The following is a 17936-nucleotide window of genomic DNA, read 5'->3' as shown; positions in this document are numbered from 1 at the left end:
CCTCAGACTCCTTTTCCCTCCACCGCCGCTTCCTGCAACAGTCTTCCCTGCGACCCGGACTCAGCCCTTGACAGCTCCGGCAGTCATTCCGGTAACCAGCTGCTTCTGCAGCAACAGATAGAAGATCAATATTGGAACAAGCGCAATGGTCAGCGCCGACATTTGCAGCGTATAGCTCGCTGTCTCTACACCGACGAAGTTCGCCAGCCCCAGCGGGAGCGTCTTAAGCGAATTCGAGGTGATCAGTACGAGCGCGAATAAGTATTCATTCCAGTTGTATATAAAGTTCAGAATCACGACGGTAGCCATAGCCGGGCGGGTGATCGGCAGAATGATGGACCAGAAGATGCGGAATACCCCTGCTCCGTCCATAATACCCGACTCCTCCAGATCCTTGGGGAAGCCGCGCATAAAGCCCTCCAGAATGAACACCGTCAATGACAGGTGAAACGCCGTATACGGTAGAATTAGCGAGAAATACGTATCAATCAGACTCATTTTCTGCATAATCAGGAAGATCGGGATCAATGTGGCGTGAATCGGCACGAGCATCCCCAGCAGGAACAGCGCATACGTGAAGCCGCGGAGCTTGAAGGTGAACCGGGCAAGGAAATAGGCGGCAAGCGAGCCCAGCAGCACGGTCACAATCAGCGACACGAACGTGATCAGCAGACTGTTCAAGAAATAAATGTTCATATTCGCGATTTCCCAGGCCTTGGTATAATTGGAGAAATGCAGCGTGGTCGGGAAGGAGAACGGGTTCGCCGCATATTCCTGTTCTTCCTTAAACGAATTAACGACCATCCAAAAGATCGGAATTATATTCATAATAGCGAATAGGCTCAAAAATGTGTAGGCCACGACTTTGAATAACGGTGTTTTTTTATTCATAGCTTCTCTCCTCCTTTCTGTAAATCTTCATCAGGCATCCTTCTCCCGGCCGATCCGGTTAACGATGGATATCACAACCAGACTGAACAGCAGAATCAGAATGGATACCGCACTGCCGTAGCCGTAACGCAGGTTCATGAACGCGCTGTTGTACATATAGAGCGTCATGACTTCTGTCTGATGTGCCGGACCGCCGCCGGTCAGCACCTGAATCAGATCAAATACCCGGAAAGAGTTACTGATGCTGTATACGACCGCTACCATAATTGTGCTGCGGAGCATCGGAATCGTGATATGCAGTGTACGGCGGAAGCCTGTTGCACCGTCCAGCTCGGCGGCTTCATTCACTTCGTCCGGAATATTCTGCAGAGCCGCAAGGAAAATGACCATGTACAGCCCGCAGTTCTGCCAGATGTAAGCCACACTGATGGACAGCATGGACCACTTCGTGTCCCCCAACCAGTTCTGCTGCCAGCTCTCCAGTCCAAAGAAGGCCAGCATGCTGTTCAGCATCCCGTATTCCGTGTTATAAATCATGCCCCAGATTAAGGAAACCATAACGGACGAGATGACAACTGGCATGAATCCGACGGTGCGGAAGAAGCCTGAGCCCTTCAGCCCCTTGTTCAGCAGCAGCGCCATGATCAGCCCCAGCGGAAGTTGACCGACCAGCCCGGTCAGCATAATTACAATATTATTTTGTACCGAAAGCCAGAATGTATCATCAGTAAGAATACGGGAGTAGTTGTCCAGGCCGATAAAGGTCATCTTCCCGATCCCGTTCCAGTCCATCACTGAGTAGTAGAGCGAAATGCCGATCGGTATGATCGCAATTCCAAGATAGATGACCAGCGCCGGAAATAATCCGATAAAGATCGCCAGTTTAGTTTGCTTAAGCGTATGCACAGGGCATCCCCCTTCCAATTGAATCCTCTTCTGCTTATGAAATGGAGAAACGGCTTCGCCTGATAATGCAAATGGCGTTGTCCGTTTCTCCGAGTAAGTCCTAGTTCATTTGGTCCATAGCTTCCTGCGCTTCCTTGGCGACCTCTTCCGGTGTGCCGCGGCCTATCGTAAGCGCCTGTATGCCGTTCTGCACTACGTCAACCACTTGTGTCGGAATGATGCTGTCGAATACAGGAGCTGTGCCTTTGCCGGTCAGCTCAAGCATTTCTTTCAGATACGGGCTGGCATCCTCGGGAATTTCCACAGTGGCCGGAACTACAACGCCGTTGCGGATCAGCTCCTTGTACAGGTCCTCACTGACAAAATACTTCATGAATTCCTCAGCCGCCGCTTTGGTCTTCTCATTCAGCCCGCTCTTCATGGCGATGCCGTACTGTACCACACCCGCGCTCTTCACCGGATCGCCTTTGCCGCCCTCCACACTCGGGAACAAGGCAATACCGAACTTGTCGCCTCCGTCATTATTGATCCGGATTCTCGCATCAACCGTGGAAGAAGAGATATGCATAGCTGCTTTGCCCTGAATGAAATAATCCTGGCCCTGCACTGAATCCATGTTGTTGGCATCGGTGTTGAAGGCATTCAGCTTGGCCAGCTCGTCGATAACCGCAATCGCTTTGACGAACTCCGGATCTGTAAACTTAGCTTCCTTATTTACCACCTTGGTAAGGAAATCACTGCCGGTAAAGCGGTCCCCGATGATAGACAGATAGGAGGACTGCAGCGGCCATTGCTCCTTGTTACCCAGCGAGATTGGTGTAATGCCCGCAGCTTTCAGCTTGGTGACTGCGTCGATGAACTTGTCGTACGTATCAGGAAACTCTGTATAACCTACCTGGGCGAACAGATCTTTGTTGTAATAAATGATATCTACGAAGGTTTGTTTGGTCGGGACGGCATACTGCTTGCCGCCCATATTGAACCCGGCCAGCGCGCTCTCCGGCAGAATTGACTTCCAGTTATCCATCAGGCTGTCGATCGGCTCCACCAGGCTTCCTTCCACCAGCGGCTCCAGGTCGGCCCCGGGCCATACGACATTGATATCCGCCAGATTGTTGGCGGCTGCCAGTGTGCGCAGCTTGGTTTTATATTGTGCGGAGGGCACTCCGTCCTGCTTGATCACAATATTCGGATGCTCCGCCTCAAATTTGGCGATCCGCGCCTTATATACCTCATTGTCCACATTGGGCGATGTCCAGGGATGCATCATGTTCAGGGTGATGGTTTCTTCGCTGTTCCCGCTTCCGTCTGCACTACCTGCGTTGTTGCTGTTGCCGCATGCCGCCGTGAACAAAGCCAGCGCGCCTGCCATGCCAAGCAAAGCTACTTTTTTTGTCTGTTTCATTGTCACCATAATCAACCCTCTTCCTACTTATTAGTATCTGCTGTTCCCGCATCTCAGATTCCCGTATTCTGTGGTGGCCTGAGCTGTTACGTTAATTATAAAAGCTATCCGCCGCTGTCTATATCCCACAAATGTTAGATTATATCCGTTATTCTACAGTGATCTTGCAAAAATTATGAAATAAATGCTGAAACTGATGAAAATAAGTCATGTTACTTTACACTTGCTGTTATATAAATAGTGTTATTTTCGTTGATCATAAAAGGTAAACGCTTCCAATGTCAGGTTTGTATTAACCGCCTGACAATATCCAAGCGGTTAGTGATTCACAGTTGAAGCTTTTAGCTGATTGTGTATTCTGTTACAACCTCTGCCTACAGTACCGTCTGCCCCAGCAGATGGTCCAGCATCTCGGAGAGCGGAACAGTTGCCAGCGCGATAGCCGTATCGGTTACGCCGTAGTAGATATGCAGAATGCCATCATCAAGCACACAGCCGGTCGGAAAAATAACATTGGGAATCTGATAGCCGAATTTCTCGTAATACGTCTCCGGCTCCATGATAAAGTCCTTCGTTCTGGCGATCACCTTGGACGGATCCTCCAAATCGAGCAGCATGGCGCCGAGGCGGTAGACTGTATCACTGTCCACACCGTGGTACAGCAGCAGCCAGCCCTGTTCGGTACGAATCGGCGGAGTAGAGGCCCCGATCTTTTTACTTTCCCAGCTGTTTTCCGCTTTGGCCAGCAGACTTGGTGCTTCCCATTCCTTCAGATCCTCCGAGTAGGAGATCCAGATGGCCGCCTGCTCAGTTCCGTAAGCTTCACCAATGTACTCCTCCGGTCTGCGCAGCAGCGCGTATTTGCCGCCTATTTTCTCCGGGAACAGCATATTGTTGCGGTCGTTAATCTCAAGCGGGGTTGTAGTGCTTACATATTCCCAGTCCGTCAGATTGCGGGAGGACATCAGAATGGAACGCGTCAGCCAGTGCCCTTCTTCCTCTCCCCAGCCATCGGGATATTCAGGTATCGAGCGCTCCGGGATACCGGTTCCGGTCGGATAATAGTTCATAGCACAGGGACGAAGCGCAAAGCTCATGTAGAACAGGTCACCAATTTTCACTATTCTCGGGTCCTGTACACTGCCGTACGGGAAGCCGAGCATATCGGGTGTAACCACCGGCTCGTCCTTCACATGGGTGAAATGGACACCGTCTTCGCTTTCCAGCAGACCCAGGTAATTCTTGCATGGCGTCAGGGAGCCTGCGGTCCGTTCAATCATATAGAATTTCCCGTTATCCTTGATCACCGCCGGATTAAATACCGTCGCCAGCCGCCAGTCATATTTCCCCGGCACTACGATCGGATTCTCCGGATGTCTGTTGATTTGCATTGCACTGCCTCCTCGGATTCGTCTGTATTTGAATTGAATTATCCCCATTATAGCCCGGCCCCGGGAGCCAAAATATCCGGCATAGTATAGAAATCATCCGAATAATAGCGCTGATATGCCCGGCCAGGAAGAAGAGTCCTCAGCGCAGAACATCGCCGCCCGGATTCATGAGCATCCGGAAGACCTCCTGCTCGGAGGACATCGGCGTGTCGCCCGCTACGGTGTGCGCCAGCACTCCGGCAGCACAGGCGAATGAAACGGTATGCTGCGGATCAAAGCCCTCCAGCTCGCCATGAATAATCCCGCTGGTATAAGCATCTCCCGCTCCAACCCTGTCCAGGACTGTGAAGGTCAGCGTATCCGAGAACGAGAAGCTGCCCGCCTTGAAGATATACCCGCGCAGGGAGTGGCGGTTATCCTCATGGATGGTCCGCTGGGTTCCGGCCACCGTGCAGAGACTGTAACGGGAGGCTACTTCAGGAATCAGCTCCTGCAGCTGCCCCTCCCGTTCGCCGCTTACAGCCTCCAAGCCCAGGATGAACATGGCATCCTGCTCGTTCATGAGCACGATATCGGCCAGATGAAGCATCTCTTCATAATGCGGCTTCGCCCGTTCATAGCCGCCTTCCCCCCAGAGGGAAGGGCGGTAATTGCAGTCAAAAACCACAAGGCCTCCCCTCAGCCTGACCGCTTCGGCGTAGCTTTTCATCGCTGCTCTGACGCCGTCATTCATCGCCAGTGTAATGCCGCAGAAATGGACAGCATCCGCTTTGCCCGCCAGCCGGGCAAAGGAATACGTGTCCTGCGGAGCCGTATTGAAGCTGCTGCCGGCCCGGTCCGTATAAGTCACTCTGCCGGGCCTCGCCCCGAACCCGTCCTCCAGAAAATACATGCCGATATACTGCCCGCCGCGCTCAATATAGCCGGAATGAAGGCCCAGCTTGCGCAGGCTGGCAATTGCGGCATCACCCAGCGGGCCCTCTGGCAGTCTGGTAACCAGACTGCCCTGATGCCCGTACCGGGTCAGAGCGGACAATACGTTCACACCGCTCCCCGAGAAGGAATATTTCAAATGGTTGGCCTGTGACAGCAGCTCGTATCCGGGAACCTGCAACCGCATCATCACTTCGCCGAACGCGGCGACCTGTTTAGACATAGCTGTCCGCCAGCCTGGTCATGATCCCGTATAGCTTCTGCACATCGGCAGGCCGCGTACGCCCGGTATCCGGGTCAATAATGGAGGTATAGACATGGGGAATGACCTGCGGGACGCCGGCACCAAGCACAATAGAGAGAATGGCCTCAAAGTTGGACAGGTCAATGCCGCCTGTCGGCTCCAGTGCGAAGCTCTCCTCGGCGCAGGCTTCAGCCACCGCGCGCAGCTCTGCTTCCCTGCTCAGACCCTGCATCGGGAAATATTTCAATGCATTGCCACCCATATCCCGGACCAGGGCGATGGCCGCCTTAACAGGAATAACCGCCTGCTCCTTGTGAGCAGCGCTAACCGGGCCGGTAGAAATATTAACGTAGCCTGGCTGCCCTGCCGGGGAGACCAGACTATTGATCCAGCTCTCCTCTCCGCCCAGATTGGCGCGGGTGGCACCTACGGCAGGAAACACCTGATTGATGTGGCTTCCTCCGTAGGATTTGGCGATTTCCGCCACCACGGCAGCCTGACGGTTGTCTCCGGAGCCCAGCCCGATGGATACGGCGCCGTCAATTTCCCGGTCATAGGCTTGCATGGCTGTTACCGCTTCCCCGGCAGTGGCGTAATCCTTCGAGAGTACGCCAACCAGCACATGCCCCTCGGACGCCTCGAAGACCTCTTTGGCATTCCCGATATCCCGGGCCAGCACGTTCAGGGCAACCCGGCCCTTGTAAAACCGTTTTTCAATCTTAGACATCTGCCTCTCCTCCAGTCAACTCACGAATTCCCGCCGCAATGATGTGAATGTCATCTCCCGTCAGCGGACGCGGATCAATATCGAAATACCCTTGGCGGACGCCATAGTCCCGGGTATAAATCGCAATATCGCCCTGCCGCAGCCCTTCGGACAGCTCCTGTGCAGAAATTCCGGCCAGAGCCCGGTCCACCTGGACTCTTCCCCGGAAGATCGCCCGTCCTGCTTCATCCTGGACAACCGATACCTGTATGCCGGGAAGCTCATTCAGGGTCAGCAGCGTCTGCAAGGCTGCCTTTTCCTGACCACTGTTATCCCGTTTAACCGCATACTCATCCAGCGCCTGGAGCAGCCCGAACGTCGTTTCTTTGCCGACCTTCATACTCCGTCCGATGCCGTGAAGCTGCACCTTCAGCCATTCAATATAGGTCCGCTTGCCCGCAACAACGCCGGAGGTCGGTCCTTCAATGGCTTTGGAGCCGCTGTAAATGACCAGATCGGACATCTGTGCATACTTCTGCAGATCCTCTTCTGCTGCGGCATCCACAATCAGCGGAAGGCCCGCCGCCTGGGCGGTCTCCCAGGCCTCCTCGACTGAAATCATATTCTTCTGCACTGCATGATGGGATTTCACATATAGAATAGCAGCCGTCCGGTCCGACACGGCCTCTCTGAGATGCTCTGCCCGGCCTTCATTGGCATAACCGGCCTCCAGGACTTCCCCGCCGCCCAGATAGATCATAGTCTCAACAGGCGCACCGTATTGCACGTTATGCCCCTTCAGCATAATAATCTGGTTCCGGTACAGCTTGTCCTGATGCAGGCGCAGGCTTGCGCGGTGATCGCCGCGTGTGACCACCGCCGCTACCGCAAGTGCAATTCCGCTGGAAGCCGAATTGACAATCACAGCAGCCTCCGAGCCGATATGCCGTGCTGCATAGTCGCCAGCCTTATCAACCAGCTCAGCAATCTCCACATACCGCTGCCCTCCCTGCTTCATCGCCTCCATCACTGTATCCGTAGGGGCGGATACCCCCAGGATACTCATGCGGCCGCTGGCATTAATAACCCGCTTCAGCCCGTATTTCGCATTCAATGAATCTGCCATCAACGAACACTCCCATCGCTTCAATAATTTGACGGCCTTCCCGCCGCGCGCCTTCTGAATCCACCAGCTCCACCGGCTGGTCCTTCACCCGGAATAACGTCAGATTCGCCTCACCTCCGGTGCGGATCTCGCCCAGCTCCGGTCTACCCAGCCAGTCTGCAGCCTGTGTTGTCACCCGTGCCACCGTCTCCTCCAGGGAATAGCCGAGCGCCAGGAATTTATTCAGCACATGGGCCAGACTGAACACCGGACCGTTCACCCGGTTCCCGCGGTAGATGTCGCTGCTGATGGTATCCGGGTGGAAGCCGCTGCGCTTCGCGGCTTCCGCCACTGCAAAGGAAAAGCTGGCCGTTCCGTGGCCGACATCCAGATGGACGCCGCGTGAGACCGCCTCCTTGAGTACCTCAAGCGGCTGGCCTGCACTGTCAAACAGGTTATTGCTTTTGCCATTCAGATAATGGGTGATGATGTCCCGCTTGCGCAGAAGCGGTATCACTTCACGGATATCCGGGGGACCCGAGCCGATATGGACCATCAGCGGCAGGCCAGTCTCTTCCGATAACTGAACTGCTGCATGCAGCGGCTCAAGTCCGCTATCCTTGACCACACTCCGGCTGATCCTCGCCTTCAGCCCAACGATAAAATCAGGGTGCTTCGAGACGGCCAAGAGCAGCCTCGCCCGGTTAACCCATTCCATATCGGACAGTTCATCAATCCGCTGCAGCCCGATATGGGAGATATTGAGGAAAGCCAGCAGCCGGGTCGCTGCTCCCCGGCCTGCCTCCGCAAGCTCCGTGATCCGGTCGGCCCCGCAGCTCCCGGCATCCACCAGGGTTGTTACCCCCTGCTTCACACCTATCTCGTCGATCTCATCCCCATAAGGATCAAAGGCCGGAAAAGCATGAACATGCAAATCAATCCAGCCGCTGGAGACATAGGCTCCGGGCACCTCCCACACCCGGCCGCCGGCCGCATCTGCTGTGCCTGCCGGTACGATCTCCATGATCCTTCCGTTCTCCACCACCAAATCCATTTCCCTGCCGTCCATCCGCCTCACCCGGCGGAGCAGCAACCGCTCTGTCATCATGTCCATCACCTTTCAGTCGAGCTGTTCATGCTGCCCAGTGTATGAATTAATCATAGCCCGCCCCCGGCTAAAGAAATATCCCATAGAATTGCGATTATATCGTCAGAATTCAGGTGAGTCCGGTTCTCAAATTTCTCAAAACAATACATGTCCAAACAAAAAAACCGCCAGCCCATATAGGCCAGCGGAGATCTGTAATGAATATAAGTGCATTATACTGCTTATGCTTCGTCTTCAATGAACCACCGTTGCTCCGGGCAGCTCAGCTTCAAGCGCCAGTTCCTCTTCCTGCACCCGCTGCACCGGCTTCTGCGGCCGCCGCTGGTTCATCTGGTTCAGCAGCTGCGACACGGGCATCAGCATCATCTTGGGTACCAGCACTTCGCTGCGTACCTTGAGCCTTGCCCCGCCTGATGGGTGGATCACACTCAGCAGAACACTGAGATAGAATTTGGTCGTGCGGGCGAACAGGCCGCCGGGGAGGTCTACCACCATGAAGCCGAATTTCTCCGGCCCGCGGTTGATCATGCTCACCCCGTAGAGTGCTTTGGCTTCGGCCAGCTCCACATCACCGGCAATATGCGCTGCAAGCAGCGGCAGATCCTTCTCCATCCGGCGGATCATACGGATCGCCAGCTGCGCCGGAGAACGGGAATGAACCCCCAGCTCGAACAGCTGCCTGTTGTCGATATGCAGCTCAATGACCTTGTCGCCCTTGCTTAAGGTCTCGCCGTTATCCATCAGCACCCTATTGCCCTGATACTTCCGCAGACGGTAATGCAGGAACGGGTCGGCCGGTGTAATCGTCTTGAGCTGGAACATCAGCTGAAAGAGCTTCTCCCACGCCAGCCACAAGCCGACAAGCAGCCGCTTGCCGAAGGACAAGTGCGTGATCGGGGAGCGCTGCACCGCCTTGATCATCTCGTCAATCCGCACGCTGCGCAGTCCGCGTCTCTCGGCTTCGGCGAGCATCCGCTCCAGCGCAATCAGCATATGCTCCGGTGCGTTCGGATCAGCGCCCATCGTCGTCCCGCAGTCATGCAGCAGCAGCACCTCACCCGGACCGAGCTTTGCAATGAGCTTCTCGGTCAGTTTTTCCGCACCAAGCTTCTCCTTCCAGTCGCCGAACATCGCTGACCACAGCACAATCTGGACCTGACGGCGCTTGGAGAAGTCGAACAGGTTCACGATCCCCCAGGGAGGCCGGTAGTAGGTGCTGCGCTCTCCGGTAATGGAGAAGATGATCTCATCCGTCCGGTCAATCTGCTTCCTCACCGTGGCGGGACGCATGAGCCAGTTCGTCTTGTGTACATAATTATGAATACCGATCAAATGCCCTTCGTCATGCATTCGCTTGATGATCTCGGGATGCTTCTCCGCGTGGGAACCAACGACAAAGAAGGTCGCCTTCGCATCGTATCGTTTAAGCAGATCCAGCAGCAGCGGCGTATAATGCGGGTCAGGCCCGTCATCGAAGGTCAGGCCGTAATCCGTGCGTCCAATCCCTTTGCGGAAGACGCGATAACCAAACAAACGGCTGATCATACCGGGAATAAAGGCATAAAAGGTAGAGATGTAAAATAGCCAGAGCAGCAAAGTCTGCATGTACAATCACCGCTTTTCCAGAGTTGACTTTGGCTCGCCCTACGTCTGTTAAGAGATCGATGTGATACGGCCAAGTTGAGTTAGTAGAAGCGTAAATAATGCCCTCGAAGGATCATATCCCCCAAAAAAACATTACCTCCTATTTTAACACAGCTGCCAAAGAAATAGACGCTTTTTATTAAAATCGTGTACAATGAATTGAAGTACCGGTTACAAATCCATCTTACATAAAGGGGTCGTTTAAATCTATGCTGCCGCTGTACAAAAAATATTGGCGCACCTTTTTCGACATTGGGCTGCTTGTTCTGACCGTATATTTAGTGATGCTTGGCTTCAGCAAATTATACCAGCTGGCTGCTCCGGTGTTCCTGTCCTTTTTTGTATTTCTGCTCATTGAGCCGCTGGCCCGCTTCCTGAACCGTAAGGGGATGGCCAAGCCCTTCGCCTCCGCGATCTCCGTCGTTCTGTTCCTGGTGATCCTGCTGGGCATCCTGTTCGGTGCCGGACTGCTGATTACGACCCAGGCGATTCACTTCCAGAATAATCTTCCCAAATATACATACGTGGTCCAGCAGCATTTCGCAGAGGCTACGACCTATCTTCAGCACAAGATTGATTCGCTTCCATCCGATGTGACAGATAAGCTGAACGGGTATTTCACGGATGCCACCAACATTCTCTCGAAGTGGATGGTCGCCTTCTTTAAGTATATGGTCGGAGTGCTTGGCTCCTTCTCTTCCTTCATGGCTAATTTCGGGATTGCGATCATTCTGGCCTTCTTCCTCAGTATGGAGATTAAGGACTGGCGCAGAATCGCCCATGAGAAGCTGCCGAAGACGTTCAAGACCGCTTATGCCTTCCTGCAGGGGAATGTGTTCAAGGCTATCGGTTCTTATATCAAAGCCCAGATGATCCTGATCAGCATCACCTTTGTCATCATTCTTGCCGGTCTGCTGATTCTCCGGACGGGCAATGTGCTTACCTTAGCACTGGTCTGCGCCCTGGTCGACCTGCTGCCGCTGCTCGGCGTACCTGCGGTGCTGATCCCCTGGATCATCTATCTGTTCATTGTCGGCAATACGTCGCTTGCCATCGGGCTGATCGTTCTGCTGGCCGTGGTGATGGTGGTAAGACAGCTGCTGGAGCCCAAAATCACAGGGAATTCGATCGGTGTCACCTCCGCCTTCCTGATGCTCTCGTTCGTGATTCTGTCCTCCTCCCTGTTCGGCATACCTGGACTCATCCTGTCGCCGATTCTGCTGATTCTGCTCAAGGAGCTGCTCCAGCAGGGATATCTCCAGCAGTGGATCTATCTGCCGCAGGAGGAGTTCATCGTCTCTCCCTTCGCGGCCCCCGGGACCTCCACTCCAGGCGGCCCCGGAAGCAGCGGCCCGGCCGGGAATGGGGAGCCTATCGTGAATGAAGATCCAAGCCCTCAGGCCCCGGTTGATCCGCCGCCTTCCAATCCCGATAACAGCTCGAACACCTGACCGAACAGCCGGGTGGCAGCCTGCGGACTGTCTGGAGCCACATTCTCTATGGCCACAGACACCGCATATTTCGGATGGTCAACCGGACCATAGCCGATGAACCATTGATTGTTGCGCGGCGTCCCATGCACCAGCGTCTGGGCCGTGCCTGACTTGCCGGCGAGCGGCCAAGCGGAATGCTTCAGCATACGGCCTGTTCCCTCAGTGACTACACTGCGCATCATACCCAGCAGCACCCGGGCAGTAGCCGGAGAGATCCGGCCCTCCGGCGCAGGCGCCAGATGTCCCGGAAGCTCCTTAAGCGTCTGTCCATTGGCAAAAGCAACCCGCTCCAGAATCCGCGGCGCTCTCACCTCGCCGCCATGCAGCAGCGTGACGACCAGATTCGCCGCCTGCAGCGGGGTAACCCGCACATCGCGCTGGCCGATCGCCGTCTGGACCCTCGCCCCTCCGTCATCGGGCAGGAGCGTGGTGAAGATGGTTCCCGGCTGCTCCCCGGCAAGCGGCCGGAGCAGCGGCAGTCCAAGCGTATTCTCCGCCTCCCATCCGATGCCCCGGCCAAGCCCAAGGGCAAGCGCGGTGGCCTGGAGCTTCACCCCGCTCAGCCGCTCGGCCAGCGTGGCAAATACAGTATTACAGGACACGGCGAACCCTTGCGCGAGCGAGAGGGCGCCGTGTCCTTTGCCGTGCAGACAGGACAATCCGTATTTCCCATACGCTCCTGCACAGAAGAAGGGCTCCTCCGGTGTGGTCAGCCCGGCTTCAAGCGCAGCCGCCGCCGTAACAATTTTGAAGATGGAGCCGGGGGCTGCCGCTTGAAGAGCACGGTTGTTCCATTCTCCTCCCTGGGGGGAGACCTGCTGCGGATTATAGAACGGCAAGGAGACCATCGCTGCGATATCTCCGCTCCGGCTGTCGAGTACCACAATCGCCCCTTCCTTCACCCCAGCTTCCGCCGCCAGCTTCTCTATACTCTCCTGAAGCTTCAGATCAATCGTGGTATATATAGACAGCGGATAATAGGGATTGCCCGGTGCCTTAACGGTGATCGGACTGCCCGGAACCCGGTTGCCGCGTGCATCCACCTGGGCAACCGCCTCCGTATGCCCTATGCCCTGAAGCAGCGGCTCCAGCGTTCTCTCCAGTCCGTCTGTGCCGGTTCTTGGAATTCTCAGGCCTGTGGGGGATTGACGGATTGCCTCACCTGAAGCTTCGGACAGATAACCGAGCCACTGGCGGCCGGAAGCAGACCCGTCATATCTGCGGGCAAAAGGCAGCGCCCTGACGCCTTCGATCGCAAGCCCCTCCACTTCTCTGGCCTGCGGCAGGGTCAAGGCCAGCGGACCCGTGCCTTGGTCGGCAGGCCAGAGCAGCGGCTCCTTCAGCCCCAGCCGTCTTGCCTGCAGCTGGCTGTAGCTGACGCCAAGGATCTCCGCCAGCCGGTGCAGCTGCCGGTCATCGTTAGGTTCTCCGGCTCCATGATGCAGGTGAAACTGCTCCTCCGGCGGGAACAGCGCAGCAGTCCATACCGTCTCCCCGGCCAGCGGCTTCCCATTTCTGTCATACAGCCGCCCTCGTCCGCTATCCAGCACGGTCTCGCGCTCACTTTGCAGCTCGGCCATCTGAGCCACAGTGTACCGGGTGCCGCTCACCCGGCTGTCCTTCAGCAGCAGCTGTACCCAGGCCAGCCGGATCACCAGGCCCGCCAGCAGCATACACAGGATCAGGCATCCCCAAAATATACGTTTATGAATCAGCTTGTGCACGAGCTATTCCTCCATCAAGTGGGCTGCAGAACCATGGCTAATATTATACCCACCACAATGGTCAAAATAACCCCACGAAGTGGGGCTCTAACTTCGGTGATGACTCAGGTACTTTGGAGAGGTAAAAAAACCGCCTTTCCATTATGGAAAGGCGGCGCTGAAGAATGTTCACACGCTGAACTTGGATAATCGCTCCCGGAGTCTGGAGGAGGCATTCTCCAGACTGCCGGAGAGCGTAACCAGATATTCACTTACATTCTCCTGTTCACCGGTCAGGGAGGCCACCTCTTCAGAGGCGGCGGAGGATTCTTCGGCGAATGAGCTGACATTGCCTATAGTCTCTGACAAGACTTGCTGCGAGTGGTTCAGCCCGTCAATGGAAGCGGACACCGAATCCAGCCTGGTGATCAGCTGATGCATCTGCCCCTGAACACGGGTGAAGATGCCACTGGTGTTCTGAACATATTCCATCTGCTCCCCGAACAGCGGTGCGACCTCGGACAGGGCGTCCACCGTCTCATGCATATCCCGCATAATCCGGTCCGTAATCTCGCCCACAACGGCAATGGAACGCTTGGACTGCTCCGCCAGCTGGCGGATCTCATCGGCGACCACCGTGAAGCCCTTGCCCGCTTCGCCTGCCCGCGCCGCTTCAATCGAAGCATTCAGCGACAGGATATTGGTCTGCTGGGTGATGCTCTGCATGACCTCAAGCACCTGAATGACTGAGGAGGCGGTGTCCTTAAGCTCGTTCACCTTAAGGACCAGCCGGCCTGTCCTGTCACCCGTCTCTTGTGTTCTGCCCAGCAGCTCCTGCAGCTTGACGACCCCTTCAGCGCTGGCTTGCTCCACGCTATGGGCGGTTCCGCCGATCTCATGGGCTACGGCAATGACGGCTTCCATCTTCTCCGAGATCCGGGATGTCATTTCATTGCCGCGGTCCGCCTCCAGCGACAGGCTGCCTGCACCTCCGGCAATCTCTTCCGTGGCTGCGGCAATATCCTTCGCGGCCACCGCCGTATCACGCGAGGCATTGCCAAGGGCTTCCGCCGCTTCCGTGACCTCACGCGCGGTCTCATTGGTGTGGACAACCAGCTCTGTAATCTGTTCCATCATCAGGTTGAAGGAGCCAGACAGCTGGCCGATCTCGTCACGGGTGACGACACCGGTCCGTACACGCAGGTCCCCGGCTGCCCCCTTGACCATCAGATCCCGCAGCCGTGAGAGCGGACGGGAGACCATCCGAACCATCCAGAGTCCAATCAGCACAGCAACGGCGGCAGCGGCAGCCACTGCTATATAGGTAGTGTTAAGAATCCGTCCCGCATCCTTGGTCAGATTGCCGGAAGGCACCACACCGAGTAGTCTCCAGCCGGAGGTATGCAGCGTACCATAGACAGCAAGAATAGATTCGCCCTTCTCATCCTTGGTCGGCAGTGAGCCGGAGGTGTCGCTTAAGCCCTTGAACAGGGTTCCGCCCAGCCGCAGATAGGTATCAGTCTCCTCTTGCTGGGAGGAGGCAATCACTTCATCGGTGGCCGTCAGCAGCTGAATATAGGAATCCTGACCCAGATCAACCATTCCCAGCTGGCTGTCAAGCTCCGTAGTCTTAATATCGCAGACCGCCAGATAACCGGAGTGGCCTGCTTCCGCTGCGGCGGACTTGGCGAAACGAACCACGCCTGCGGCCTCTCCCTGCTTCAGGGTTTCGGTAATCCACAGCCTCTGCGGCTTCTCCTGGAGCTGCTTGTACCATGCCGCTCCGCGCAGAGCCGCCATGAAATCACGGTCCACTTCACCGGCCCCGGCGGCGGGCAACGCTTCATTCAGCGGAACCAGATAGACTGCCTGCACGCCAGGTACAGCGGAGAGCCATTGACTGAGCTCTGTGTCAAGCGTCTTGGCCAGTTCTGTGTGCTTCGCAGGATCTGCGGCCGCAAGACCTTCCAAGGCAATGGCCTGCTGAATATCCTCATTGTAGAACAGCTGACCCAGATTATCTTCATAGCGCAGCAGGATCACATCCAGCTTCTCTGCCGTCTGCTCCACGGTCTGCTGATTAGCGGATAATGCATTGTTCTCAATCGTGTGTCTGGCCACAGAGTAGGAGGTATACCCCAGAGACAGCACAATTCCCATGGTCGCGATAAAAAACACCAGAAAGAGCCGCATCCCCAGCGACTTGGAGGGATGCAGCCGAGTAAGAATAGATGTACTGCGAACTGTTGACTTGCTCAAAAAACCACCGCCAGATTCTATGTATTCTTGTACGGAAGGAACCCGTTACAAGGTCATGAACGTCTGAAGCGTCCGATCAGAAAGAGATGGCAGATATTCATGACCCTATTCATGATATACCATCAGCTCTTTGGCGGCTGTGATTTTGTTGTATGCGGCAAATTGCGTCGATGGCGGACAGCTGGTACCGGCCAATCCGGTCTCCTCTGCGGTTGTCTTCCTATATTCTGCCGGGAGCGGCATCATCTCCAACCTCTTCATGGGTATCGATGACATAGTTAACGATGTCCTGGACAGTGGTGTAGGCAACACCAACATAGGTGTCGGCGGCCCCGTAATAGATAGCGATCCGGCCGGTATCCGCGTCGTTCAGCGTCGCACAAGGGAAGAGTACATTGTTGACAAATCCCCTTTCCTCATACCATTCTTCCGGTGTCAGCACGAAGTTCCGGGAGCGGTATTTCACTCTCGAAGGCTCATCCTTATCCAGAATAACAGCGCCCATGCTGTAGACCAGGCCGTTACAGGTCCCTGTAACCCCATGGTAGAACATCAGCCAGCCTTCCGAGGTCTCAATCGGTGCGGGGCCGCCGCCGATCTTGGTGCTCTGCCACCAGCCTTGTCCGCCCTTGGTCATGACATGGCGGTGCTTGCCCCAGTAGACGAAGTCAGGGCTCTCGCTCAGGAAGACATCGCCGAACGGAGTATGCCCGCTGTCGCTTGGCCGGGAGAGCATGACGAAATTGCCGCCTATTTTCCGGGGAAACAGCACTCCGTTGCGGTTGAACGGCAGGAACGGATTCTCCAGGCTGACGAAGCTCTTGAAATCCAGTGTCTTGGCAACGCCGATCGCCGCCCCGTAGAAATCCGTACACCAGATAATATAATACGTATCCTCCACCTTCACCAGACGGGGATCATACGCATAACGCGGCATGTACGGCTGGCCTGCTTCGTCTGTGAACTGAATCGGCTGCTCATCAATGACCCAATCCAGGCCATCCACGCTGCGGCCCATCCGCAGATGGGGGCGGGTCGTGTGATCCTCCACCCGGAATACCCCCAGGAAGCTGCCCTCATAAGCGATCACCGCACTGTTGAAGATACGGGCGACCCCCTTGGCCGGATTGCGCTTGATCACCGGGTTATCGCTATGTCTCCAGACCGGATGGTCATTCCCGGCAGGTCTGTCCTGCCAAGGCATATTCGGCAGATTCTGGCTGCCAGTCAGTTTTACTTCTCTCATAATAGAATCCCTCCAAATGTTAAATACAGCAGTCGCTGCGGATAAGTCTAGTGTACGGCGTCAGCTATTTGACCGACCCTTGGGCGAAGCCGTTATAGATGTATTTCTGCAGCGCTACGAACGCGATCAGCGTCGGAATGATGGCGATCATAATCGCGGCGCAGATGACCTCCCACTGGGAGCCGTAAGGCCCTTTGAATTTGAACAGCGCGGTAGATACGACCTGCAGGCTGCTTTTTGGCATATACAGAAATGGGGTGTAAAAGTCATTGTAGATATTAACGCCCTTCACGATAATCACCGTCACAATGGCCGGACTCAGCAGCGGAAGAATGATTCTCCAATAGATCCTCCAGTAGGAGGCGCCATCCAGCATTGCCGATTCGTCAAGCGATTCAGAGATCGAGTCCAGGAACTGCATGAAGATATAGACAGCGATAATGTCGGTCCCGAGATACATTAAGATCGGTGCCCAGCGGGTGTTGAACAAATCCAGGGCATTGATAATCTGAAAAGTGGCAACTTGCGTCGTTACTCCGGGAATCAGGGTAGCCAGCAGAAAAGCTCCCATCAGCGCCTTGCTGCCTCTGAACTTGAACCGGGCCAGAATGTAAGCCATCATCGAGCCGGTAAGCGTAGCGCCCGCAATGGAAATAAGGACGATAATGATCGTGTTCATGAAACCGAGCAGCATGTTTCCGTCTACGAAGGCTTTAGAATAGTTGGCGAAATTCAGCCAGTTCTCCGGCAGGGTCAGCGGCCCCGTGGAAGCGTACTCCGCATTGGTCTTCAAGGAGGCGAAGAAGACAACGACAATCGGGATCAGCGCCATCAGCGCACCCAGCAACAGGGAGAGATATTTGAAGAAGGCCGCCAGGTTGTATTTCAAGGTATGCATCGCT

15 protein-coding genes are annotated in these 17936 nt (G+C 55.4%); 1 reads left to right on the top strand and 14 read right to left on the bottom strand.

The genetic code is table 11. The features are described from left to right. Window positions 1-60: 60 nt before the first annotated feature. The 9 genes from MHH28_RS31065 to MHH28_RS31025 all read right to left on the bottom strand — a co-directional run bounded on the left by MHH28_RS31065 (window position 61) and on the right by MHH28_RS31025 (window position 10294). Window positions 61-891, bottom strand: coding sequence for a carbohydrate ABC transporter permease (locus MHH28_RS31065; RefSeq protein ID WP_405109280.1), 831 nt, complete (start codon window positions 889-891; stop codon window positions 61-63). 30 nt (window positions 892-921) lie between these two features. Further along, complete coding sequence (locus tag MHH28_RS31060; RefSeq protein WP_405109277.1) at window positions 922-1797, bottom strand: carbohydrate ABC transporter permease; 876 nt, start codon at window positions 1795-1797, stop codon at window positions 922-924. Between the two features lie 100 nt (window positions 1798-1897). Beyond that, window positions 1898-3211, bottom strand: a complete 1314-nt coding sequence (locus MHH28_RS31055) for an extracellular solute-binding protein (RefSeq protein ID WP_405109274.1) — start codon at window positions 3209-3211, stop codon at window positions 1898-1900. 365 nt (window positions 3212-3576) lie between these two features. Beyond that, entirely contained in the window at window positions 3577-4593 is a 1017-nt protein-coding gene (locus MHH28_RS31050) for a glycosidase (RefSeq protein ID WP_405109272.1), read from the bottom strand. A 139-nt stretch (window positions 4594-4732) separates the two neighbouring features. After that, the gene (locus MHH28_RS31045; protein ID WP_405109270.1) at window positions 4733-5749 is read right to left on the bottom strand and encodes a sugar kinase; all 1017 of its coding nucleotides are present in this window, start codon (window positions 5747-5749) and stop codon (window positions 4733-4735) included. Beyond that, window positions 5742-6497 carry a KDGP aldolase gene (locus MHH28_RS31040; protein ID WP_405109267.1) on the bottom strand — a complete coding sequence of 252 codons (756 nt, stop codon included), beginning with the start codon at window positions 6495-6497 and terminating at the stop codon, window positions 5742-5744. The genes MHH28_RS31045 and MHH28_RS31040 overlap by 8 nt, the downstream gene beginning before the upstream one ends. Next, a complete protein-coding gene (locus tag MHH28_RS31035) occupies window positions 6490-7602 on the bottom strand; it encodes a DgaE family pyridoxal phosphate-dependent ammonia lyase (RefSeq protein ID WP_405109264.1) in 1113 nt (370 codons plus the stop codon). Before MHH28_RS31035 ends, MHH28_RS31040 begins: the two co-directional genes overlap by 8 nt. After that, a complete protein-coding gene (locus MHH28_RS31030) occupies window positions 7556-8686 on the bottom strand; it encodes an amidohydrolase/deacetylase family metallohydrolase (protein ID WP_405117349.1) in 1131 nt (376 codons plus the stop codon). The genes MHH28_RS31035 and MHH28_RS31030 overlap by 47 nt, the downstream gene beginning before the upstream one ends. Before the next feature lie 237 nt (window positions 8687-8923). After that, complete coding sequence (locus MHH28_RS31025) at window positions 8924-10294, bottom strand: polysaccharide deacetylase family protein (protein WP_405109261.1); 1371 nt, start codon at window positions 10292-10294, stop codon at window positions 8924-8926. A gap of 248 nt (window positions 10295-10542) precedes the next feature. On the opposite strand from MHH28_RS31025, the gene MHH28_RS31020 reads away from it, so the two are divergent. Next, complete coding sequence (locus tag MHH28_RS31020; protein ID WP_405109259.1) at window positions 10543-11784, top strand: AI-2E family transporter; 1242 nt, start codon at window positions 10543-10545, stop codon at window positions 11782-11784. On the opposite strand, the gene MHH28_RS31015 is transcribed toward MHH28_RS31020, so the two are convergent. The 5 genes from MHH28_RS31015 to MHH28_RS30995 all read right to left on the bottom strand — a co-directional run bounded on the left by MHH28_RS31015 (window position 11730) and on the right by MHH28_RS30995 (window position 17932). Continuing rightward, complete coding sequence (locus MHH28_RS31015) at window positions 11730-13550, bottom strand: peptidoglycan D,D-transpeptidase FtsI family protein (RefSeq protein WP_405109256.1); 1821 nt, start codon at window positions 13548-13550, stop codon at window positions 11730-11732. The genes MHH28_RS31020 and MHH28_RS31015 overlap by 55 nt on opposite strands. Before the next feature lie 168 nt (window positions 13551-13718). Further along, window positions 13719-15788: a methyl-accepting chemotaxis protein gene (locus MHH28_RS31010; RefSeq protein WP_405109254.1), complete on the bottom strand. Its 2070-nt coding sequence runs from the start codon at window positions 15786-15788 to the stop codon at window positions 13719-13721. 105 nt (window positions 15789-15893) lie between these two features. Next, entirely contained in the window at window positions 15894-16064 is a 171-nt protein-coding gene (locus tag MHH28_RS31005) for an acetylxylan esterase (RefSeq protein ID WP_405109251.1), read from the bottom strand. Continuing rightward, a complete protein-coding gene (locus MHH28_RS31000) occupies window positions 16009-17034 on the bottom strand; it encodes a glycosylase (RefSeq protein ID WP_405109248.1) in 1026 nt (341 codons plus the stop codon). The genes MHH28_RS31005 and MHH28_RS31000 overlap by 56 nt, the downstream gene beginning before the upstream one ends. Before the next feature lie 64 nt (window positions 17035-17098). Next, window positions 17099-17932: a carbohydrate ABC transporter permease gene (locus MHH28_RS30995; RefSeq protein WP_405109245.1), complete on the bottom strand. Its 834-nt coding sequence runs from the start codon at window positions 17930-17932 to the stop codon at window positions 17099-17101. Window positions 17933-17936 lie beyond the last annotated feature (4 nt).

This window comes from Paenibacillus sp. FSL K6-1217 (assembly GCF_045040735.1).
In the GTDB taxonomy this organism is placed as follows: Bacteria; Bacillota; Bacilli; order Paenibacillales; family Paenibacillaceae; genus Paenibacillus_AQ.
This window is presented reverse-complemented; position numbering and strand designations above follow the sequence as displayed.